Origin of the sequence: Acinetobacter sp. WCHA55, from assembly GCF_002165305.2 — a bacterium.
Classification (GTDB): Bacteria; Pseudomonadota; Gammaproteobacteria; order Pseudomonadales; family Moraxellaceae; genus Acinetobacter.
On record NZ_CP032286.1, the window covers coordinates 242379 to 265379 of the forward strand.

Sequence of the window (23001 nt, forward strand, 5' to 3'; positions counted from 1 at the left end):
CATGACAAATAATGATATTGTTCAAAAACTCTGGAATCTGTGTGACGTATTGCGTGATGATGGCATTAATTACTCAGATTATGTGACTGAACTGGTTTTATTATTATTTATTAAAATGGTTCATGAAAATACTGAAGCTGGCACTTTAAGGAGTCATCCTTTACCTGAGGGATGTCGTTGGGAAGATTTAAAAGGAAAATCTGGTTTAAATCTACTTAATGATTACAAGCGTATTTTATTGAGCCTATCAACTGGTAAAGACCATGATGGAATGCAGATTCATGAAGACCCTCTAATTTCTGCTATCTATGCAGATGCGCAGACACGTTTGCGAGAGCCACGCCATTTAGAACAAATGATTAAGACTCTAGATCAGATTGATTGGTTTAGTGCCACGAAAGATGGTTTAGGTGATTTATACGAAGGTTTATTAGAAAAGAATGCCTCTGAAACAAAATCTGGTGCAGGACAATACTTTACTCCGCGTCCATTAATTAACAGCATGGTACGTTGTTTAAAACCACAAGCTGGAGAAACAATTCAAGACCCTGCTGCGGGTACTGCTGGATTTTTAATTGCCGCTGACCAATATATTAAAGAACAAACAGATGATTTGTATGATTTAACTATTGATCAACAAAAATTTCAAAAGAATAAGGCTTTCGTTGGTGTTGAGCTTGTTCCTAGTACACGTCGTTTAGCCTTAATGAACTGTTTACTGCACGGTATGGAAGGTGATGATGAAGGTGTGATTCACCTAGGGAACTCTTTAGGTCAAATTGGGGCAAATTTGCCGAAAGTCGATGTTATTTTAGCAAACCCTCCATTCGGTACATCAAAAGGTGGTGAGGCAAGTATTACTCGTGATGATTTAACTTATCCAACCAGTAATAAACAATTAGCATTCTTACAACATATTTATCGTGGTTTGAAACCAGGTGGACGTGCAGCAGTTGTATTGCCTGATAACGTTTTGTTTGAGTCTGGTGCTGGTACAGAAATTCGCCGTGATTTAATGAACAAGTGTAATCTTCATACGATTTTACGCTTACCAATAGGGATTTTTTATGCACAAGGTGTGAAAACGAATGTGCTGTTTTTCACTAAAGGTAGTGTTGAAGACAAGCACCAAGAAGAGAATTGTACTAAGCAAGTTTGGGTCTATGATTTGCGTACAAACATGCCAAGTTTTGGTAAACGTACACCATTTACAGAGCAACATTTAAAGCCATTTGAAGCGGTATATGGTGATGACCCTAAAGGTACGAGCCCAAGACAAGAAGGTGAGTACAGTTTTGATGCTTTGTCGGTAGAGTTGGCAAATGACGATGCAAACCGAAATGTAGATAAAGAGTTAGCTCATAGCCGTTGGCGCTGTTTTAGCCGTGAGTGGATTGCTAAGAACAAGAGTGATTCATTAGATATTAGCTGGCTAAAAGATAAAGATAGTGTTGATGCTGCGAATTTGCCTGAACCAGAGGTTTTGGCACGTGAAGCTAAAGAGGAACTGGTAGCTGCATTGGCTGAGCTAGATTCGTTATTAGCTGCTTTAGGGGTTAATTGATGAGTCAGAAAGAATGGTTGCCTAATGGATGGGTGATAGCGAAGGTCGGTGATTATTTATTTTTGAAGAATGGGTTTGCTTTTAAAAGTAATAGTTATGTTCAACCTAATGATGTGACATATCCTGTTATTCGCATTTCTGATATTGATGGCATGTATGCATCAGATGCGGATGCGATACACGTTTCGGACCCTGTGGTTGGGTTCGAAGTCTGTAAAGGCGATTTGCTGATAGCAATGTCTGGGGCAACAACCGGAAAAATTGGAGTATATAAAGGCAAAGAGCCAGCGTTCCAGAATCAGCGAGTTGGTAATTTAAAATTACGCTCAGATAAATTAGGCAGTACGAGATTTAGGAACTATCTTATTGCTTCATTAAGCGAGAATATTCTTAAAGAGGCTTATGGTGGGGCACAGCCTAATATTTCGGGAAAAGCTATTGAGAATATGGAGATTCAACTCCCACCACTAGCCGAACAAAAAGTCATTGCAGATAAGCTTGATACTTTACTGGCTCAAGTAGAAAGTATTAAAGCTCGTTTAGAACGTATCCCTGAGATTCTTAAACAATTTCGTCAGTCCATACTTGCTGCTGCTGTGAGTGGGAAATTGACTGAGGAGTGGAGGGAGGAGCAGCAATTAGCAAATTGGGCTACTACAACTTTAGATTCATTAATACTTGAGTCAGCCAATGGGCTTTCAAAACGGACTGGCGTCTCAGGTGATGAAGTTACCATATTACGATTGGCTGATTTTAAAGATGCAGTCCGTGTACATGGTAACGAAAGAGTTATTAAGCTAGATGAAAAAGAGAAAAAGAAATACGCTTTAGAGAAAGGGGATATCTTAATTATCCGGGTCAATGGAAGTGTGGATTTAGCTGGAAGATTTATTGAGTACACTCCATATGACAAGATGGAGGGATTTTGTGATCATTTCATTCGTATTCGGTTGGATACGAGCAGAGTAAATTCTACTTATTTGACATTTGTTGCTAACCACGGAGATGGTCGACATTATCTAAAGAACAGTCTATCTACAAGTGCTGGTCAGAATACAATTAATCAGGGTTCTATCAAGGGATTGGAGCTATTACTTCCATCAATTCAAGAACAAGAGTTAGTCGTTTCACGTGTCAGTAATTTATTTAAATACACTGTTGTAATTGAAGAACAAGTCCAATCAGCTTTAGATCGAGTAAACAACCTTACACAATCTACCCTAGCCAAAGCTTTCCGTGGAGAGTTAACTGCTGAATGGCGTGAAAGTAATCCAGAGTTAATCAGTGGTGAAAACAGTGCTGAAGCATTATTGGAAAGGATTAAAGCAGAGCGATCAGCTAAAGCTGTTACAAAGCGTGGTCGAGGTAAAGCATAATGCGGTTACTTTCTTTAGAGCTTATTGGGCAATATAAGGGGTTAAAAGATCAGTATTTTGATTTTCGAAATACTGAAGGGAATATTCTTGCTTTGATTGGTCTGAATGGTTCTGGAAAATCACAGCTTCTTGAACTAATTGCAGAAACTTTTGCTTATTTGGAACGCTGGCAGCGTGAAGATTTTGTTACTCGTACCTCATTACCATTTGGGGTAAATATTCAGTATGCAATAAAAAATCAGAATCAAACTGAAGAAATGATTTTGGTGAATATTAATAAGGATGATGTCAAGTCTTATAAGATTACTAATGATGGTGAACGACATCTATTGCTTTTAGGGGCTCCATTACCTGATTATATCGTGGGTTATGCATCTGGGCTGAATGAAAATCTTCAGCGTGCTTTTATGAAAAATTATTTGCAATATTTTGAAATTAAAAGAATAAGTGCGCAGCGTCAAAAACAATTAACTGAGCATATCAACGAAGAGCAAATTTCTGAAATTAATCAAAAATTTCTTAAGAAATACCCTCATATATTCAAAAATTTCTATTCTGAAGATTACGATCAAGAGAACTATTTAAGCCTTAGAGAAGTTAACCCACAGCTAAGTAATCTTATATATCTGGATTACGATAGCACAAGCCTTTTGTTGTTGAGTCTCGTTCTATTACCTTTAGAAAAAGTTGAACAAATATTTGGCGAGTTAGGCTTTAAATATCCTATAAAGGCTAAGATCTATTATGATTTGAGATCAGGGGTTATTGATACAGATGCGATCCGTGATGTAAAAATGCTTGTACGGTCTATTGGGGAAAATAATATAACTCCTATTGGAAATAGAACGACTAATGATCAATTTGATCAATATGAGTTAAATTTTCTAGCTGGTATAATTGAGCTTGATTTTAGTAATTCGAATATTTTGAATAATTTACGAGAAGCTAATTATCATGATCCTAGATCATTTTTCCTAAGATTGTTGAAATTACAACAATTAGGAAATAAAAAGTGGCCTATTACTAATAGAAGAAAATTAGCAAAAGATGACTTTATTGGAACTGTCAAAACACCCTTAAAAACTCAGTTGCCTTTAAGTGTGGTTGAGCTGAGATTCCTGAATAATAAGAATCAGGAAGTATGTTTTGATGATCTTTCTGATGGTGAAGCTCAACTTATGCAAGTGTTAGCAGCTTCAACGATTTTTGGTCTTGGGCAGTCTCTCTTTTTATTTGATGAGCCAGAAACACACCTTAATCCTTTGTGGCGGACATATTTCCATACCTATCTTCAAAATGCATTGAATGTAAATGATGGGGGAGCAGAAGATTCTCAGATATTTCTATCAACACATTCACCTTTTATGATTTCCTCACTAAAAAAGGAAAATGTTCTGTTCTTTAAGCGAAATCATAATGGTTTAATTGATCTAGAGCCAGTAGCTGATGAAACTTATGGCGCTTCTTTTGATGTGATTATTAAGAAGTATTTTGGGCTGAAGTCTTTGATCTCTCATAGTGTCATTGATGAGATACGCGAGCAATTAAAACTTGGTGATGCTCAAGCGAAACAATGGATTGAAGACAATTTAGGTCTTTCAGCTGAACGTGCATATTTGATTAAAAAGTTGAGTGGTTAATGCTTTTTAAATTACATCCAGATACCCCTAAATTTCAGGTTTTTGTACTTCTAAATCAGGAATTAATTTATTTTTTAAACAAATCTATTAAGCAAAAGACTTTTGGGAAAGGGTTATTTAGTCGTAAGCTTGTAGGTCGTGCCTGTTGGAGCAATGTTAAAAGTTCTCCAGAAAAGAATAATTTAACTCGAGATAAATTTCAAAAATTATTTGAAAATTTAAAAAGTGAGACAGAGGCTACTCGTGAACAATTACATCGGATAGTAGTTGATAATCAAGATTTATCATCATTTTTTCTAACACCTAATCCAGCTTTGTTAGACTTTCTTCATCCGAATACTTTTGAAGCGTTTAAGGTGTTGGCTGCTCATTTATATGGAGCAACTAAAGATTTACAGCCAATCATTGATGCTGGTGGTGGAGTAAATATACATAGACATTTTGAAGCTTTCCGTCTAGGAACTTTAAACGGTAATATTTGCAAAGCTTGCGGCATGGGACAACTTGCACCATTTAGAGCAAATATTGGTGTAGAGAATCAATGGCGAGCAGATTACGATCATCAGTTATGTAAATCTAAATATCCATTATTCGCTGTTCATCCAGACAATTTGATTCCATTATGCGATGTGTGTAACCAAGACGCAAAAAAAGCAAAAAATCTATTTGTCGCAGAAGATACAAGTCTCAGATATAGTTTTTATCCATTTTCAGAAGAAGCCAATAGTTATGTCTCATTGACGATTGAAAACTTAAGAGATCCTAGCCCTATAGTCAAAGTAGAATGGAATACTAGAGAAGGTCGTTTAGTTAATAAATTAGATACTTGGGATGATGTTTATGAAATTAAAAATAGGGCTGAGGGACACTTTAGTAATATTGAGCAAATTATTGAAAATGAAATAGATCCTACAGAGTTTGATGATTTTCAACAACAAGTTCAACGACGTACTAGATCTATAAGTGAAAGAACTCTTAAATCAAAACCATGGGCATATTGGTATCATAAATTTTTTTGTGAATTAGATTCAATTCATGAAGATGATAAAGTAGCTTTTTGGGAAAGAAGTCGATTTTTTCATAAAATAGCAGAAGAAGGAGCTTTTTATATTTTAAATCAAACAAATAGTCCTTCTTAGTAAAATATTAAGAAATCGATGATTTTTATAGTCTTTATTTTGAAAAGTATTGGGAATAGTTTGAGTTATTTGCCCCTCAATCCATCAATAAAGTCCGACCACTCTTGCATCATTTTAGTCCTATATTCAAGGTATTGGGCATGGTTATACGCTTGAGATACAGCGTTACCAACTGTATGTGCTAATTGAATTTCAATTGCGTCATGCATATAGCCTTGCTCATGTAAGGTAGTGGATGCAAGTCCACGAAAACCATGCCCCGTCATTTTACCTGTATAGCCCATAGTGCGAATGGCACTTAATAGGGCGTTGTTGCTTAGCGGTTTTGCAGTACTGTGATTATAGAAAACATATTGCTTGTTACCTGTGAGTGGCTGTAGAGCTTGAATGAGTTCAAGAGCTTGTCTTGATAAAGGAACAATATGAGGTAAAGCCATTTTCATTTTATAGGCTGGAATTCTCCATAAATGATTCTCAAAATCAATCTCATTCCACTCCATATTGATAAGTTCAGCAGTTCTTACAAAAGTTAAAGTCATTACTTGTAAGGCAGTTTTAACTAAAATATTACCGTGATAACGATCCATCCTTTCTAAGAAAGGAGGAAACTCAGAAATATCTAAACGGGCCATATGCTTTACTTTACGAGGTTTGAGAGCTTCTTGAAGGTGAGGGGTTGGATCATTCTCAATTAGTCCTTTACGGATCGCATAACGAAAGATACGCCCAGCTAAAGGAATAGATCGTTTAGCCATCTCCTGAGCACCACGTGCTTCAATTTGCTTAGCACAAGCAAGGACATCTTTCCCTTTAATCTGATCAATAGGTATATCGCCTAACGCAGGGAAAAGGTCTTTTTCAAAGACAGATAAGTCACGCAAGTAAGTCCCTTCTTTAATGACGGCCTTACGATCTTCCATCCATTGCATAGCAAGTGCTTTGAAAAGAATACTTTCATCAGTTTGTTGTTTCTTTTGTTTTTTCTCTTCATTCGGATTGATCCCATCTTTAAGCTTTAATCGTGCTTCATCTCTAGCACGGCGAGCCTGTGCAAGCGTAGTTTCAGGGTATGTACCAATACTGAAGATATTCTCTTTTCCATTCAAACGAAATTTCATTCGCCAATGCATTCCTCCAGAAGGAGTGACCTCTAGATACATGCCTTTTTCATCAGAGTATTTAGTTTTCTTTTCTAAAGGTTTTATTTTTCTGACTTGAGCATCTGTAAGCATGGCAATAATTCCGCAGAATTGGGGGTATAATTTTAGGGGTAAAATATTATACCCCCAGTTATACCCCCAATTGTATCAAGCTTGCAATAGATCAAGTAGATTGTATGAGACGTAAAAAAAGCCTAAACCATTTAGATTTAAGCTTTTTTAGGCCTTATGAGATTCCATAAGAATTGAATTTGGCGGTGAAAGAGGGATTCGAACCCTCGAAACGCTATAAACGTTTACACACTTTCCAGGCGTGCTCCTTCAGCCACTCGGACACTTCACCATGGCGGAGGATAATATCGAAAAACATAGCTATCGACAAGGTGAAACAATTGAATTCGAGCAAAAGTTTTAGCTCAATGATATGATTCGCAAAAATAGTGTCGATAATTGAAGACAAGCTTATGCAAAGTACTGCAAAAAAAGCCGCCTTGCCTGCGATGACTTTGGCAGCATTAGGGGTCGTGTTTGGGGATATTGGAACCAGTCCACTCTATGCATTGAAAGAATCCTTCCACGCTGCACATGGCTTGGGCATTACACCTGCAAATGTATTGGGTATTTTGTCCATTATCTTCTGGACCATGACCATGGTCATTACCATTAAATATTCTGCAATTGTCATGCGTGCAGATAACAATGGTGAAGGTGGGATCATGGCTTTGCTTGCATTGAACTTGCGCAATACCAATTTTAGCCATCGGAAAAAATTACTGTTAATTTCGATTGGCTTTATTGGGGCGTCACTATTTTTTGGGGATGGGATTATCACCCCAGCCATTTCAGTCTTATCTGCCGTAGAAGGCTTATCCATCGCAACCGATGCACTTGACCCTTATATTGTGCCAATTGCGATTAGCATCGTCACTGCTGTATTTGTCATGCAAAAGTATGGGACGGCCTTTGTCGGTAAGTTCTTTGGTCCACTGACCTTGTTGTGGTTCTTCTCTCTCGGTCTTCTTGGAATTTCGAGCATTATTCAAACGCCTTTGGTTTTGGGTATGCTGAGCCCACATTGGGCATTTCAGTTTATCGTGACCAACCCTTTAATGGCCTTTTTCATTATGGGTGCAGTGGTGTTGACAGTCACAGGTGGCGAAGCTCTTTACGCAGATATGGGCCACTTTGGCCCTGTGCCTATTCGTTTGGCTTGGTTTATTGTGGTTTTGCCGTGTTTACTGCTCAATTATGCAGGACAAGGTGCATTGCTCTTGCGTGATCCGACTGCGATTGAAAACCCATTTTACCTGTTGGTGCCAGAGTGGGGCTTGTACCCAATGATCTTCTTGGCCACTATGGCTGCCGTTATTGCTTCACAGGCTGTAATTTCAGGGGTCTTCTCTTTAGCACGTCAGGCCATTCAATTGGGTTATTTACCACGTTTAAATGTGAAGCATACTTCAGATTCGGAACAGGGGCAGATTTATGTACCTTTACTGAACTGGATATTGTTGGCATCGATTATTGTCTTAATTTTAATCTTCCAAACCAGCTCACAGCTTTCACATGCCTATGGTCTGGCGGTCACCATGACCATGCTATGTGACACCTTATTGATTGCAGTATTTATTCGTTATACATGGAAATGGAGCATGCCAAAATTGGTGATGTTGATTATTCCATTCCTTGTTTTAGATTTGGTCTTGGTGAGTGCAACCTCACTTAAAGTATTATCGGGCGGTTGGGTTCCATTGCTGATTGGCGGTATTGCATTCATGTTATTAATGACATGGAAACAAGGTCGCGAGTTAACTTTTGCCAAGCTTCAGCAAGATACGCTGCCACTCGATTTATTTGTACAAAGTATTGGTGAACAAGCCAATTGGGTTGAAGGCGAAGCCGTCTTTTTAACAGGGACACCAACTGTTGTGCCACATGCCATGTTGCACAACATGAAGCACAATAAAGTACTGCATCAAAAGAACATTATTCTCACCGTTAAAATCCAAGATGTCCCTTATGTGGAAGAGTCCAATCGCTTCCATGTCGAAACCATGAATCAGCATTTTTATCGTCTTGAATTGTACTATGGCTTTAAAGATGAAATGAATATTCCACAAGCGCTTGAAGCGGTGTATCAAGCGATTGAGCTGGAATATAACTTAATGCAGATCAGCTTCTTTGTATCGCGTGAACGGATTATCAGTACTGTGGGGGATGGTATGGCGCCGTGGCGTGAAAAGCTCTTTATTTCGATGCAAAGGAATACCAGTCCTGTGAGTGACTTCTATCAGATTCCACCTAACCGTGTGGTTGAGCTCGGTAGTCAGATCGAGATTTAAAACCTCCAAAAAAAACCAGCGCATATGCTGGTTTTTTTTGGAGGATAAATCAGCTGAAGTCTTAGTTCATTGGATCATTAATAGGTGCTTCAGGCATCGCTTGGACAGGCTGTTCTGCTGAAGTGTCAGGAAGTGCCTGTGCAGGGGCATTTGGTGATGGAAGTGAATCAGGCTCAACCGCATTGACGGGTGCTTCTGCTGATGAATCTAACGCAGGTGCAGCAGCTGGGGCAGTATTCATATCTGCATTGGCCGTGGGTACGACAGCATCATTCAAGGCCGCTTCAGCTTGTTGTGCTGAGAGTTCTGCATTCGGTGCCAGCGGATGTTGCTCCGTTGGAGTTGTTGCTGCGACGTCTTGTTGTGCAGTGGCATCAGGTGCGGCTTGTTGAACAGGGGCTTCACTCTGTGGTGCTGTTGGCATCACTGCTTGGTCATTGGATACACCTTGGCCCGCTGGGCTGATAGCTGCTGCATTTGGATCAAGCAATTTAATTTGCCCTGAGCTTACGAGTTCTTGAATAGAACCCGGTTGACCATTCACAGTAGTAGTGACTTTGGCTTGAGAGAGACTTTCTAAGGTATCACCCGGTTGGATAGGGGGCTCGGCGAAGGCTGAAGCACTTATCACTGTGCCGATTAAACCAAGAGAAGCTAAAATCTTAGAATGCATAAGAACTCCGTAAATTACATGTATTATTTCATTCGATTCATTTTTACCTTGGCATATTTTTTGAAGCGACAGCAATGAAAGATACGCAATCGCATCACGTTGCCGTAGAAAAACTCTACAAAAAAGACATTTTGTTACATGCAAAATCATCTAAATATAGAGTTTTGTTTAATTGTTATGCGAATAGAACTCGAGCGATATACTTCGTATACGCTGATTGTTAAGCTCGTGAAAAACCGATGTTTATTGTAGTTGTGATGGCGAAGAAGAAAAGTAGTTCAGGTAAGTCAGTCTTTAACATGTTTAATCAAAATGGCCTGAAAGTGATTTTAGGATTGGTGGCAACGGGAAGTTTTGCGATTGCCTTTGGTCAAGAAAAAATTCAGCAATACGTGTCTTTAAGCCCAAGCTCAAATTCATCCTGTTTAGAACAATTTTATCGGGAAATTCCGCCTTATTTACTCAAAGAAAGTTTAAGTAAACACAGCTATGCACTGTGCTTTAACGGTTTTAATGTGATGTATTCGGGCGTGTCCAAAACCCCCCTCTGGGTTGCAGAGGCTCTGACACCGCAGCGCCTGAGTCAAAAAATTCCACGTGAAGATAGTTTTCACGAAGAAAATAATGTTGCAACCGAACATCGAGCGACATTGTCGGACTACCGTGGTTCAGGCTATGACCGTGGACATATGGCACCGAATGCTGATATGCCCAACAAAGCCGCACAATTCGACAGTTTTTCTTTGGCCAACATGGTGCCACAAGCCCCTAAAAATAATCAGCAAGTGTGGCGTGAATTGGAAGAAGCTACACGGGCGCTTGTGACCAAGCAAAAGCTGGATGTTTTTGTGGTAACTGGGCCTGTATTTCAGGGCAAAAAGCTCAAAACCATTGGTCAGGGAGTGATTGTTCCGAGTGCGGTTTACAAAGCGGTCTATATGCCAAAAACGGGTGCAATCGGCGCTTATTACGCACCGAATGATAATTCACAGCAGGTAAGAATTGTCAGTGTCTGCTATTTGGAAGAGCAGTTGGGTGTGAATTTATTTCCTCAACTGACAGAAGAGCAAAAACGTAATACCTATAAACTACCGTTGACAGCAACGGCGGTAAAAGCCAACAGTGCAATTCAATACTCACATTGGGATGCGGAAAGTCAGTGTGCAGAAGAGGTTTCATCCGATCAGCTCAAAGCCTTACAAAAAAACTTTAAATCGGGCTCTACTCAGTCGAGTAGTGGTAGCACCGTAACAAAGGGCACGGGTATTGATGCGGTGGATCAAGATGCGATTGTGAAACAATTAGTTGACGCCTTATTGCAATATATTTTGCAGCTGTTACGTTAAAGTTTAGGCAGTTGGATGTGTAGGCATTCAACTGCATTACCCAATGCCTGAAAAATAAACAAGAGTAAAAATAAAATGTTTAAACCTTTTGTACATGGCAATGAGTCCCATGCCATTCATGACTTGACCCTTGAAAATGACACGGACTGTGTCAGTATTTATGGCAATTTACAACTCACCAAAGACCAAGCTGGTTTAGTTGCGGCCAAAGCATTGCAGGCATATCTGAATGCTATTGTGCAACAGCTTGAAAGTGAAGCTCAGCTCCCTGAGAAAATTGAACATCCGCAATCGGGTGAAATTGACAATCCGTTTTTATAACATAAGCCTATGTTCCACATGGAACAATAAGAAAAGCCCACAATGTGTGGGCTTTTCTTTTAATGAATGGAGGATTCATTAATCCTCTTTTTCTAAAACTTTATAAATAATAGCACCAATAATGGCACCGACAATCGGAGCAACCCAGAACAACCAGAGTTGGCTTAATGCGGCTGTTTCAGCAAATATTGCAACACCTGTACTTCGTGCAGGGTTAACCGAGGTATTGGTCACAGGAATACTGATCAGGTGAATCAAAGTTAGGGCTAAACCAATCGCAATTGGCGCGAAACCAGCAGGCGCACGTTTATCTGTGGCACCCATAATCACGATCAAGAACATCGCGGTCAGTACAATTTCAATCATTAAAGCGGAGATTAAAGAGTATTTTCCTGGTGAGAGTTCGGCATAACCATTGGTCGCAAAGCTTCCTGTGCCGGCAAAATCAGCTTGTCCTTGGACAATCAGGTATAACACCCAAGCGGCTAAAATTGCCCCGACCACTTGGGAGACCACATAGGGGATCAGATCTTTGGTATCAAAGCGACCACCAACCCATAAGCCGACACTGACAGCAGGGTTAAAGTGCCCGCCAGAAATATGTCCAAGTGCAAAGGCACCTGTTAAAACGGTTAAACCAAAGGCAAGCGCAACGCCAAGAAAGCCGATGCCCAACTCAGGAAAAGCTGCTGCAAAAATGGCACTGCCACAGCCTCCGAAGACCAACCAAAACGTTCCGATGAATTCAGCAAGATATTTATTCATAATGCGCCTTTTGTAGTTATTGATGTTTTATTCGCGTAGAACTTTATATTTAACGAGAAAGTGCTCGTTTTTCAATCAATTTAACAAAAAAAGTATGACATCCTGTTGATGTGGATCAAACAGATCAGATTTTAGTGAAAATGCTGGATACGCCACTGCTGAGGTGTGACTTGGGTCCATTGTTTAAAGGCCCGTTGAAAAGCACTTTGTTCAGAGTAACTTAGCAACAGTGAAATTTCCTGTAAGCTGAGGTGTGGATCTTTTAAGTATTGCTCCGCCAAAATACGTCGAACTTCTTGCATCCGCTGTTGGTAAGTCGTCCCTTGTTGTTGTAAGTAACGTTGCAACTGTCGGACTGAAAAATTCAGTTGCCGAGCAATATGTTCAATTTGATACTGGTTTTTTTGTAACCCAGTTAAAATCGCATGCTGTAAGCGCTGGTCGATGTGGGTGGAGTTGGGAAGTTTTTCCAGTATGGCTTCAGCTTGCTGTAAAAGCAGCTTTTGCAGGGTTTGATCACCTTGCTGAAAGGGCATGGATAATTCGCTGAGGGGAATCATCATCATCGGCCGGCTCTGAGAGAAGCGAACTTTACAATTAAAGTACTGCTCATACAGTGCCGTATTTTTCGGTGCAGGGTGAGTAAAATGAACCTCGCTGAGCTGGATGTCATCATGGGCGACAAAGTGCTTCATAAACTGAATGATCAGCGCCATCGCCACTTCATTGCTGAGTTGTGTGGTGAGTTCAATTGGCATCTCGACCCAACCAAAGCATAGATTTTCACCTTCAACTGCAACATATAGTGAACTGCCATCATAAATGAGACGGTGAAAGTCATGATAACGGGTGAGCGCTTCGCCTAAATTTTCGCAGGACAGTGCAATATAGCCCAAAATGCCTAAATGCTTGGGCTGTACATATTTTGCAATCTCGAGTCCGAGCGCAGGGATGTGCAGATGGCTGTCAAGATCACCCAATAACTCTAGCCACAGGGCATAATCAAAACGTTCTAAGTTTTGTGCTTTTTCAAGCTGTTCAGAAATTGGATAACCTACGGCTTGGCAATAGGCATAGAGTAAATGTCCCAGTCCACCGTAGACAGAACCTGTGTAATCTTTGAAATGTTGCATTTATTGGCTCTATTGTTCTTGTCGTAATTTGTCAATGAATTTGAATGCTAGGGTCAATATTTAGCATAGTTTCCACATTATATTCAATCTGAATATAGGAGGAATTTGCCATGTGGAAGGGTTTTATTGCAGGATTGGTGGTTGCCAATGCGTTTGAGTGGGTTGCACATAAATATATTTTGCATGGAACACACCGTGCTGGAAAGCCACGCTATAGCCCTGTGCCTGACAGCATGAAATCGCATTGGGAGCATCATCGAGAAGTACGGAAAACCACCTTTCACGATCATGGTTATGTTGAAGGTTGGAGCAATTGGCGTACTAAAAATGAAATCGTGTCACTCGCTGTCGTGGCGGGTGTGTTTGGGACATTATTTTATCCTGTCTCCAAAGGCATGACTTTATCTGTGTTGTACAGTGCAGGAAATTATTACTACATCCACCGCCGTGCACATTTAGAACCAGACTGGGCAATGCGTAAGATTCCTTGGCATTATGACCATCATATGAACTCCAATCAGGATGCCAACTGGTGTGTGACCAAACCGTGGTTTGATTATATTTTAGGAACACGGGTCATTTCCTCGCTAGATTTGCAAGAGCAAAATCCATTGGGTATTGCGTTACCACATGTGGTGTCGAATAAGCTTACCCAGTGGGTCAATCAGGTCTTCCCTGCAAAGTGGGTTCAGACACCAAAAGCGATTACGTTGAACTCAGCACAGGCGACGGAAATGGTTGACAGATAACGGAATGGGATGTTTTGTCGTGATTTGTCAACAATATTGGTATGTATTGTCAATATTTCGTCATTTGAACATTCTATAGTAAAGCTGTTGATGAGGTGAAATCATCTCATGAACACTAGTACGTCATTTTTCATTTTTCAGTTTAACAAGACAATGTTGTAGTTATTCTAGGTTTATAGGGAGTCGCAAGACTCCCTTTTTTTATCTCGAAAATTGAGAGTGCAACTTCGGTCAAAAACCAGTGATGATCTCCATTTTTCACATCCATTGTGTATTGCAAGCGATAGTACTATCCGACTTCGTGTTGGTTAAGCCGTGTCTAAATCCAGTGTGATCGAGCCTTTTAATTCGCCTGTTTTTTAAAGTCGGTTAAAATATAGCGATCCATTTCATCTTTATATTTTGGGGAAAACTGGAAACAGATTCGATCGTTGATGGCTAAATTTTTGAGTTCAGGAAAGCGCTGCTGCGCTTCTGAACTATTGCTAAATAAAAAGCCTTGTCGATCATTTTGAAAATAAAAAACTTTTTCGGTTATATTATCGTATCGACCTTGATGTGTAAGCTCTACCCACTGCCTAAAGATACCGCAATATCGAATTTGTTCAGGAGAGGTAAAGGCTTTTTTATAATACTGTGTGAGTTGGTATTCTGAGAACATCACATAACTATACATGCATAAGCCTAAGCAGGGGAAAATGGCGAACATGGTAAAAGGATGATCTGTGTATTTTCTTAATATGTACAGTAATAGAAATAAGAAAACGATGCCAAAGATAAGTAAAATAACCTGTAAGTCTTGCACTGTTTGATCTCTAATTGTTGTTCTAAATAGTTATAAAAAACTAAGTCATAAAAAAAGAGCATCTTTCGATACTCTTTTAATCATTTCAGAAAGATGCTGTCAATTACAAACGCATTTCAATGCCTTGTTCCGCAAGGTATTTCTTCGCTTCAGGAATGGTGTGTTGCCCAAAGTGGAAAATTGAAGCAGCCAGTACGGCGTCGGCTCCACCTTTTAAAATACCATCGGCCAAGTGCTGTAGGTTGCCGACACCGCCCGAAGCAATCGTTGGAATGGTGACACGGTCATTGATTTGGCGCATCAGCTCTAAGTCATATCCTGCTTTGGTGCCATCGGCATCCATTGAGGTAATCAACAGTTCACCTGCGCCAAAGTTAGCCATTTTTACTGACCACTCAATCGCATCAATGCCTGTTGGTTTACGGCCACCATGAGTGAAAATTTCCCATTTATTTTCACCCGTTTTTTTTGCGTCAATGGCAACCACAATACACTGTGCGCCAAAGCGTTGCGATGCTTCTTGGACAAATTCAGGATTAAACACCGCTGCTGAGTTAATACTCACTTTGTCTGCACCAGCATTGAGTAAGAGACGAATGTCTTCAACTTTACGTACCCCACCACCGACGGTTAAGGGAACAAAAACCGTTTCAGCCATACGTTCAACGGTACGGTATGTTGTGTCGCGGCCATTCGAAGTTGCGGTAATGTCTAAGAAGGTAATTTCATCAGCACCTTGCTCGTTATATCGGCGTGCTACTTCTACTGGGTCACCTGCATCACGAATATCAAGGAATTGAACACCTTTCACTACACGACCGTTGTCTACGTCGAGGCAAGGAATAATACGTTTAGCTAGCATAATTTTTTCCAAAAATAACAGCCGATTATGAAACTTCGCGACTTAGATGCTACACCTTAATAGTCGGAGCGGGTATTCTATCAAACTTATGTAAGTTTTTTTGCAGGTTTTATATGTCGGTTTATACCACTTTGACTTCACAGGAAGTTCAGGCGTTTGCAGCACCTTATGGACTTGAGGTAATCGATCTGATCCCAATTCAAGGCGGTATTCAAAATACGAACTATTTTATTGTGTGTGAAAATGCTGTTCAGTACGTATTGACTGTATTTGAAGAAATGGATGAACAGGGCGCAGGTGAGTTGGTTCCTGTACTTGAGCATTTAGGTCAGGCTGGTTTAGCGGTTCCTGTACCTTTAAGTCACTCAGGCAAAGCCATTCATAGTTTAAAAGATAAACCTGCGCAAATTGCCCCACGGATGATGGGCAAACACCCCATGCCTGCGACCCTTGAGCAAGCCGAGGCGATTGCGGTTGCACAAGCGAAAATGCATGTCGCACTGCAAGATTTTCCACTAGAGCGTGCAGAATACCGTGACCATGACTACTGGCTTGCTGTAGCGTTACAGATGAAACCGACATTAAGTGAGGCTGATCAAGCACTGCTGAGTAAGTTATTGGGTCTGTATGATGCATTATCGGTGGTTTATCCGAATCGTCCCAAGGGCTTCATCCATTCGGATTTATTCCGTGACAACACTTTATTCGAGGGCAATCAGCTTAAAGGCATTTTAGACTTCTATGAACTGAATAAAGATGAGTTCTTGTTTGATATTGCGATTACGTTAAATGACTTCTGTACCGAATATCCAAGTGTCCACTTAAATGAAGACAAGGCCATCGCATTTTTAAACGCTTATGAAAGCATTCGTCCTTTAACTGCCGATGAAAAATCTTGCCTAGAGCTGTATCTGGCAATGGCTGCTGCACGTTTTTGGATGATGCGTCTACAGGTGGCACAAAAAAATGCAGAACAAGGCCGTACGGGGGATGACATTTTGCAGAAAAATCCTGCCGAAATGCGTAATATGGTGATTGACCGCTTAAAATTTGTAACTGCTTAAATAGGAAAGAAAAATGCGTGACCAGGGACGACTCGTTGAATGGTTTGATGAAAAAGGCTATGGCTTTATTCAACCCAACGATGACAGTAAAGATCGCGTGTTTTTACATATCAAGGACTTTGCTCGGCAAGGTCCTCGTCCTATTTTAGGCTGTGCATTGGAATACAACGTGATTGTGGATGCGCAAGGACGTTATCGTGCACAGCAAGTCAGTTATTTAAAAGCATCACAAACCCAAAAGAGTCGTACCCAAAAAGTCTCCCTGAAAAAGACCGAGCCGGGTCAGCGCTGGAGTCCAATGCAAATTGCGTCGGTGGTGTACATTGTTGTTTTGGCACTGTTGGTGTTGCTGGGGCGTTTAAGTGGATTGGTGTTGCTCTTTATTAGTTTAATGAATGCAGCCAGTTATTGGTTCTATGCGCAAGATAAAGAAGCTGCACAAAATGGGCAGCGCCGTGTACCTGAAAATACATTGCATCTCCTTTCATTTTTAGGAGGGTGGCCTGTAGCATGGTTAGCACAGCAAAAGCTACGCCATAAAACACAAAAACAACCCTTTAGAAAGATTTACTTTTGTACAATATTTTTCAATATTCTTTTAATTTTATGGCTTATTTCTCCTTTTAATAGTTTGCCTATTTAAAGTTCAAGCCCACTTCACGAGGGATAATATGAATTATTCAGTCGATCAAGATCCGAATCGTAGCCTGACCTTTATTCTTTATATTTTGTATATTGTTGCGATTTTTTCAGCAGGGATTTTAGCCATTATTGCTTTAGTGATTAATTATGTGAAGCGTGGTGCTGTGCGTGGTTCCATTTTTGAAAGCCATTTTACTTGGCAGATTCGCACCTTTTGGTGGTATTTGATTTGGAACGTGATTGCCTTTGTGCCATTTATGTTTTTATTCTTTACGGGTGAAAATGCGACCGCTTTCGCAGGTGTCGCACTTGGTGCTTCAACCTTCTGCGTGGCTGTGATTGGGTTGTCTTGGGTGTGGATTGTATATCGTGCTATTAAAGGCATTATTCGTTTAAATGACAATGAGCCGATGTATCAATAACAAGTGATAGGATTTAAAAAGGGCAGCTTGCCCTTTTTTTATGACTTTATTTTTTAGAACAAGGTTTATGCACCGAGATGAGCCAAGCTGATACAGCAGTGTCTCTATTTTTGCGCAGGCGTGGCTTTGTTGCATAAAGCCCTTAAAGATAGAGCTTTCCTAAGTTGCTCAAATTTAAGTGACAACTTGGGTATGAGGTCGGCCTAATTCTGTAAATCTATTTAAAATGGCTATACGAGCATGTACCTCGTTGACTTGGCTTTGAAAGTTCCTAGCACTGAGTTTATCGCCTAATAATTTGATGCAGTGCATCTTGGTTTCAACCAGACTTCGCTGATGGTAGCCCGACCATTTTTTCCATAGTGTCCTGCCTAAACGTTTAACAGTGCGAAGTAATTCATTTCGCTCTAGCGAATGAACTTTTTTATCTTTCCAAGGCTTGGCATTTTTTCTAGGTGGAATCACTGCATGTGCTTGCCGATCTGCAATGACCTGTCGGCATTGCTTGGTGTCATAAGCGCCATCGGTATATACGGAGTCAATCTGCTCATCCAATGGAATCTGATTGAGTAAATCCCCAAGCACCTGTGAATCACTTACATTGTTGGTCGTGAGCTGAACGGCTCGTATTTGCAGGGTTCTAGCATCTATACCAATATGAAGTTTACACCATTGGCGACGATATTCAGACTGATGCTTTTTACGTTTCCATTCACCTTCGCCCAAAAACTTTAAGCCAGTAGAGTCTACGAGTAGATGAAGCCCATCACTGTTTTTCTGATAACTAATTGCAATATCAATATGCTTTTGTCTTCTACAAAGCGTACTGTAATCTGGTGCTGTCCAATCTAATCCACAAAGTTTAATTAAGCTTTGAACAAAGCCAGTGACCATGCGTAAAGTAAGTCTAAATAGAGATTTGATCATCAAACAGCATTGAATCGCTATGTCGGAGTAGGTTTGACTTCGACCTTGTTTGCCTTGAGGTTCTGCATACCATTGTGTTTTTGGATCGAACCAAATGGCAATATTCCCACGATTAATGAGAGCTCGGTTATATGCGGGCCAATTGGTTGTGCGGTAGATTTTGTGTGTAGGCTTCTTCATTTGGAAATTATATTGCTGAAGAAGCCCTTAAGAACAGCTTTGTGCAACAAAGCCTGATTTCGGTGAAAAATGCAGATTTTTCTTTAAAGAAAATGTCACTATGGCAAGTGGTCATTATTGGTGTGGCCTACATGACCCCGATGGTGGTGTTCGATACTTTTGGTATCGTGTCTGGGATCACCGATGGTCGTGTGCCATTGGCGTATATTCTGGCGTTGTTTGCAATGTTACTGACTGCATTTAGTTATGCACGTTTTAGTCGGGTCAGCGGTGACTCAGGCTCTGCTTATAACTACACCGCACAGTCCTGTGGAGCTAAAGCGGGCTTTTTTGTTGGGTGGTGTTCACTGCTCGATTATATTTTGTTGCCCTTGGTGAATGCTTTACTGGCGGGTATTTATTTGGAAGCTGTCATTCCGAGCGTGCCCTATTGGGTCTGGGTGGTTTTATTTACGGGTTTAGTCACCCTAATCAACTGCTTCCGAATCAATATTTTAGCGAACTTGAGTTTGGTGTTTGTGCTGTTGCCCTTACTGTTGATGGTTCTGTTTATTTATTTGGTCATTCAAGGGGTGGGGTCAGCGCAAGGCTATGATCATGTACTGACTTTAGCGCCATTGTTTAATGGGGACAGCTCTATTTTACCTTTGATTGCGGGTGCCTCCATTTTATGTTTTTCATTTTTGGGTTTTGATGCAGTTACGACCATGTCGCATGAGACCAAAGATCCGCAAAAGAACATTCCGCGTGCGGTTTTACTTACTACATTGGCAGGGGGCGCCATCTTTATCACAGCATCATGGTTTATTCAGTTGTACTTCCCAACGAATGTGCGTTTTAACAACCCTGACGAAGCTTTACCTGAAATTGTCCTCTATGTGGGGGGAGCACTTTTCCAAGCCGTATTTCTGTGTGCTCAAATCATGAATACCTTTGCTTCAGGTTTAGCGACTCATGCGAGTGCTTCACGCCTAATTCATATTATGGCGAAAGATGGCATTTTCCCCAAAGCAACCTTTGGACAATTACATGCAAGACTGGGTACCCCCTTGTACGCGGTATTGAGCATTGGCTTGATCTCATTGTCTGCCATTTTCTTAGATCTTGCGACCGTGGTCAGCATGATTAGCTTCGGTGCATTGATTGCCTTTACGGCGGTGAACTTCTCGGTTTTTGTAAAGTTTTATCTGTTGGAAAAACAAACTCAAGGCTTCAAAAACAAATGTCTCAATTTGATCCTGCCTCTGTTATCCGTATTGGTGATGCTTTGCCTGTGGGTCAACTTAGAACGAAATGCCCTGATTTTTGGGTGCTCTTGGCTAGCAATTGGTATTGGGCTATTTATTTATAAGAAATTGAAAAAGCAAAACATTGTAATTGGAAATGCATATTAAAACCTGCATGAAAATGAGATAGAAATTGAGTGTAAATGAAATGAATATGAATAAGCCGACATTTGTAGATGACGTAGAATACAAAGCCAGTTTTGCTGTACAAAGTGGCAAAGAGTGGAATTGGTTAAACCCGCAACATGGTTTGTTTGATCATCCTGCCAATTACTATGAAAGTTCAATGCATGTATGGCATGAGTTTGATGCTTTAAATGCAGATATCGAATGTGATGTCGTAGTGATAGGTGGTGGCTTACTGGGAACCTCGGCAGCACTGCATTTGTCAGAGCAGGGTGTGGATACGGTCTTGGTTGAAAAGAACCGAGTGGGCAGTGCTGCCTCAGGGCGCAATGGTGGGCAACTCACACCGGGGTTGGCCCGTTGGGAAGCTGAAACCATGATTGAGCACTTCAGCTTTGAAGAGGCAAAAAAGTTATGGCACTTTACCTCAACTGAAGCGATGGCTTTGATTGATGACATTACTGAAAAATATGATTTAGATTTACAACGTAAACGTGGACATCTAACGGCCGCAGTACACCCAGGGCATTTAGATGCCTTGCGTGAAGGCATGCAAGCACGCCAGTACTTAGATGAAAAAAATACCTCAATGCTGACCCAAGAGGAATTACGAGAGCATGTGCAATCGGATAACTATTTTGGAGGTCAATTGGATCAGCTCGGGGGGCATATTCATCCTTTAGCGCTGACGCGTGGTTTAGCGTACGGCTTTTGTCAAAACGGCGGCACGATTTATGAACAGACGGAAGTACAGTCAATCCAAGAACGTGCCGATGGTATTTATGTGACCACAGCCCAAGGAGTGATTAAAGCACGTAAAAGCGTGGTGATGGCTGTACACCATGCCTCATTTAAACTATTAGAAGAACGCAATCAAACCACCATTCCTTTTTATACTTACGTGTGTACCACAGCACCTTTAGCATTAGATTTGAAAGAGCTATTGCCGACGGATCTGCCTGTATACGATACGCAATTTCAAATTGACTACTACCGTGGAGTTTCAAAAAACCGATTGTTATTTGGGGGCGAAGGCACTGGCTCGTGTTGGAGTCCTGAACAAACCCATGACTATTTGCTGGGACGTATTCAGCATGTATTTCCTCAGCTAGAGCAGGTGGCACTTGACTTTGTGTGGAGTGGAACGACAGATTTAACCGTGAATGGTGCGGCAGACAGTCGGAAATTTGGTAGCCAATATCCAATCTATGCTGTTCAGGGGTGGAGTGGACATGGTGTTGCGCAAACGGTGCGTATTGGTAAAGCCATTGCCGATGATTTCTGTGGTCAATGTGATGATTTTAATATGTTGACCCGTATTCAACATCAGAACATTCCTTTTGGTCGTGCACTGGCGCCGTTAGTGATTCCAATTGCCAAAAGTATGTATGGTTTAGGAGCAATGATTAATCCGGGTAAGATGGTATCGTTCTAAACATGAACTTGTGCTGCTGAATCTATACAATTTATGTTTAGGCTCAGCAGACACCGCATTTGAACGTTAAATTAGCGCTGTTCAGCTTCTTTTTTTGATTTCAACAGTTTGGGTTTCCATTCACTTATCATAATGCCAAACACCACCAAGAGACCGCCCAACAAAGCCAGTGGTGCTAAACGTTCTCCTGCAAGGCGCCCAAATAGTGCTGCCCACACTGGCTCTCCTGCGTAAATAATCGCTGCTTGTGATGGGTTGACTGAGCGCTGTGCCCAATTCATGACATATTGAATCACAGCACTGGCAAGCCCTAATCCAAAAGCAATGCCTAATAATGGCCATGAAAAAGCAGGTAGTTGTTGCTCACCAGCCAGTGGCATACATGCAAAGGCGAGCACGGAGGCAACCGCCAGTTGAATGACCGTCACCCGACCAATATCAACTTTTGGGGCAAAATAACCAATCAGAATAATTTCCATTGCTATAGCAATTGCACCGAGCAGGGTTAAGGTCTGGCCAAAATTCAATGAGATTGAGTTCAGGCTATTGCCTGTGAGCAGGACTAAGCCTATAAACGCACAGAGTGCACCAATCCAAATCATAAAATGGGGCACTTTACGAAAGATCAACCACAATAGTACGGGGACTAGGGGGACATACAGAGCCGTTAAAAAGGCAGATTCACTGCTACTGACGGTTTGTAGTCCGACCGTTTGTGTGCCATAGCCAATCGTGACCATACAGCCAATGAGTGCACCCGCCCACAGATCCTGTTGGGTGATGTGTTTTAAATGCTGATAGGAAAATAAGCCAATAATGGTCGCGGCACAGGCGAAGCGACAACCGACAAAGAACATAGGTGAACTGAAATTTAAGGCATATTTCACGGCCAAGAAGGTGCCGCCCCAAATAAAAGTAATGAGAATCAGCGCAATCACAGGCGCTTTAGAACCGAGCTGAGCATTCAACATAAAAAAACTAATGTGCAATATACTGCACATAGCTTGTCATGCTTTGTTTTTTTGTGCAATATATTGCTCAACA

Annotated in this window: 21 protein-coding genes and 1 tRNA gene; 13 read left to right on the forward strand and 9 right to left on the reverse strand. The window is 40.9% G+C overall.

All coding sequences use genetic code 11. The annotated features are described in order from the left end of the window. The first annotated feature begins 1 nt into the window (after window position 1). The 4 genes from CDG62_RS03885 to CDG62_RS03900 are packed head-to-tail and all read left to right on the forward strand — an operon-like array spanning window position 2 to window position 5719. The gene (locus tag CDG62_RS03885; protein WP_087528671.1) at window positions 2-1564 is read left to right on the forward strand and encodes an N-6 DNA methylase; all 1563 of its coding nucleotides are present in this window, start codon (window positions 2-4) and stop codon (window positions 1562-1564) included. Further along, window positions 1564-2940, forward strand: coding sequence for a restriction endonuclease subunit S (locus CDG62_RS03890; protein WP_087528670.1), 1377 nt, complete (start codon window positions 1564-1566; stop codon window positions 2938-2940). Before CDG62_RS03885 ends, CDG62_RS03890 begins: the two co-directional genes overlap by 1 nt. After that, window positions 2940-4580, forward strand: coding sequence for an AAA family ATPase (locus CDG62_RS03895; protein ID WP_087528669.1), 1641 nt, complete (start codon window positions 2940-2942; stop codon window positions 4578-4580). Before CDG62_RS03890 ends, CDG62_RS03895 begins: the two co-directional genes overlap by 1 nt. Beyond that, window positions 4580-5719 (forward strand): hypothetical protein, encoded by a 1140-nt coding sequence (locus tag CDG62_RS03900; RefSeq protein ID WP_087528668.1) that lies wholly within the window; start codon window positions 4580-4582, stop codon window positions 5717-5719. The genes CDG62_RS03895 and CDG62_RS03900 overlap by 1 nt, the downstream gene beginning before the upstream one ends. A 65-nt stretch (window positions 5720-5784) precedes the next feature. Here CDG62_RS03900 and CDG62_RS03905 read toward each other — a convergent pair whose 3' ends face one another. Both CDG62_RS03905 and CDG62_RS03910 read right to left on the reverse strand, forming a co-directional pair. Then, complete coding sequence (locus CDG62_RS03905) at window positions 5785-6951, reverse strand: tyrosine-type recombinase/integrase (protein WP_087528676.1); 1167 nt, start codon at window positions 6949-6951, stop codon at window positions 5785-5787. Between the two features lie 180 nt (window positions 6952-7131). After that, window positions 7132-7222: transfer RNA gene (locus CDG62_RS03910), tRNA-Ser, on the reverse strand. A 121-nt stretch (window positions 7223-7343) separates the two neighbouring features. Between CDG62_RS03910 and CDG62_RS03915 the strand changes: the two genes are divergently transcribed. Next, window positions 7344-9221 (forward strand): potassium transporter Kup, encoded by a 1878-nt coding sequence (locus CDG62_RS03915; RefSeq protein WP_087528667.1) that lies wholly within the window; start codon window positions 7344-7346, stop codon window positions 9219-9221. 61 nt (window positions 9222-9282) lie between these two features. Here CDG62_RS03915 and CDG62_RS03920 read toward each other — a convergent pair whose 3' ends face one another. Beyond that, window positions 9283-9894 carry a hypothetical protein gene (locus CDG62_RS03920; RefSeq protein ID WP_087528666.1) on the reverse strand — a complete coding sequence of 204 codons (612 nt, stop codon included), beginning with the start codon at window positions 9892-9894 and terminating at the stop codon, window positions 9283-9285. A 257-nt stretch (window positions 9895-10151) separates the two neighbouring features. Here CDG62_RS03920 and CDG62_RS03925 point away from each other — a divergent pair, with 257 nt between their 5' ends. Both CDG62_RS03925 and CDG62_RS03930 read left to right on the forward strand, forming a co-directional pair. After that, on the forward strand, window positions 10152-11240 hold the full coding sequence (locus CDG62_RS03925; protein ID WP_087528675.1) for a DNA/RNA non-specific endonuclease: 1089 nt from the start codon (window positions 10152-10154) through the stop codon (window positions 11238-11240). A 75-nt stretch (window positions 11241-11315) separates the two neighbouring features. After that, the gene (locus CDG62_RS03930) at window positions 11316-11561 is read left to right on the forward strand and encodes a hypothetical protein (protein ID WP_087528665.1); all 246 of its coding nucleotides are present in this window, start codon (window positions 11316-11318) and stop codon (window positions 11559-11561) included. 78 nt (window positions 11562-11639) lie between these two features. On the opposite strand, the gene aqpZ is transcribed toward CDG62_RS03930, so the two are convergent. Both aqpZ and CDG62_RS03940 read right to left on the reverse strand, forming a co-directional pair. Further along, a complete protein-coding gene (gene aqpZ, locus CDG62_RS03935) occupies window positions 11640-12326 on the reverse strand; it encodes an aquaporin Z (RefSeq protein ID WP_087528664.1) in 687 nt (228 codons plus the stop codon). 131 nt (window positions 12327-12457) lie between these two features. Next, window positions 12458-13459: an AraC family transcriptional regulator gene (locus CDG62_RS03940; RefSeq protein WP_087528663.1), complete on the reverse strand. Its 1002-nt coding sequence runs from the start codon at window positions 13457-13459 to the stop codon at window positions 12458-12460. A 110-nt stretch (window positions 13460-13569) separates the two neighbouring features. Here CDG62_RS03940 and CDG62_RS03945 point away from each other — a divergent pair, with 110 nt between their 5' ends. Next, the gene (locus CDG62_RS03945) at window positions 13570-14208 is read left to right on the forward strand and encodes a hypothetical protein (protein WP_087528662.1); all 639 of its coding nucleotides are present in this window, start codon (window positions 13570-13572) and stop codon (window positions 14206-14208) included. Between the two features lie 343 nt (window positions 14209-14551). Here the strand turns inward: CDG62_RS03945 and CDG62_RS03950 are convergent, their stop codons facing one another. After that, entirely contained in the window at window positions 14552-15013 is a 462-nt protein-coding gene (locus CDG62_RS03950; RefSeq protein ID WP_087528661.1) for a hypothetical protein, read from the reverse strand. 103 nt (window positions 15014-15116) lie between these two features. Beyond that, on the reverse strand, window positions 15117-15878 hold the full coding sequence (hisF, locus tag CDG62_RS03955) for an imidazole glycerol phosphate synthase subunit HisF (RefSeq protein ID WP_308463950.1): 762 nt from the start codon (window positions 15876-15878) through the stop codon (window positions 15117-15119). A 110-nt stretch (window positions 15879-15988) separates the two neighbouring features. Between hisF and CDG62_RS03960 the strand changes: the two genes are divergently transcribed. The 3 genes from CDG62_RS03960 to CDG62_RS03970 are packed head-to-tail and all read left to right on the forward strand — an operon-like array spanning window position 15989 to window position 18003. Next, window positions 15989-16939 carry a homoserine kinase gene (locus CDG62_RS03960; RefSeq protein WP_087528660.1) on the forward strand — a complete coding sequence of 317 codons (951 nt, stop codon included), beginning with the start codon at window positions 15989-15991 and terminating at the stop codon, window positions 16937-16939. A gap of 13 nt (window positions 16940-16952) precedes the next feature. Next, window positions 16953-17582 (forward strand): DUF1294 domain-containing protein, encoded by a 630-nt coding sequence (locus tag CDG62_RS03965; protein WP_087528659.1) that lies wholly within the window; start codon window positions 16953-16955, stop codon window positions 17580-17582. A gap of 28 nt (window positions 17583-17610) precedes the next feature. Beyond that, window positions 17611-18003 carry a DUF4870 family protein gene (locus CDG62_RS03970; RefSeq protein WP_087528658.1) on the forward strand — a complete coding sequence of 131 codons (393 nt, stop codon included), beginning with the start codon at window positions 17611-17613 and terminating at the stop codon, window positions 18001-18003. A gap of 174 nt (window positions 18004-18177) precedes the next feature. On the opposite strand, the gene CDG62_RS03975 is transcribed toward CDG62_RS03970, so the two are convergent. Beyond that, window positions 18178-19110: an IS5 family transposase gene (locus CDG62_RS03975; RefSeq protein WP_087528927.1), complete on the reverse strand. Its 933-nt coding sequence runs from the start codon at window positions 19108-19110 to the stop codon at window positions 18178-18180. Between the two features lie 92 nt (window positions 19111-19202). On the opposite strand from CDG62_RS03975, the gene CDG62_RS03980 reads away from it, so the two are divergent. Both CDG62_RS03980 and CDG62_RS03985 read left to right on the forward strand, forming a co-directional pair. Beyond that, window positions 19203-20504 (forward strand): APC family permease, encoded by a 1302-nt coding sequence (locus CDG62_RS03980; RefSeq protein ID WP_087527347.1) that lies wholly within the window; start codon window positions 19203-19205, stop codon window positions 20502-20504. Window positions 20505-20544: 40 nt separating this feature from the next. Then, on the forward strand, window positions 20545-21957 hold the full coding sequence (locus CDG62_RS03985; RefSeq protein ID WP_087527269.1) for an NAD(P)/FAD-dependent oxidoreductase: 1413 nt from the start codon (window positions 20545-20547) through the stop codon (window positions 21955-21957). A gap of 71 nt (window positions 21958-22028) precedes the next feature. Here CDG62_RS03985 and CDG62_RS03990 read toward each other — a convergent pair whose 3' ends face one another. Then, window positions 22029-22928, reverse strand: a complete 900-nt coding sequence (locus CDG62_RS03990; protein ID WP_087527270.1) for a DMT family transporter — start codon at window positions 22926-22928, stop codon at window positions 22029-22031. Between the last annotated feature and the right edge of the window lie 73 nt (window positions 22929-23001).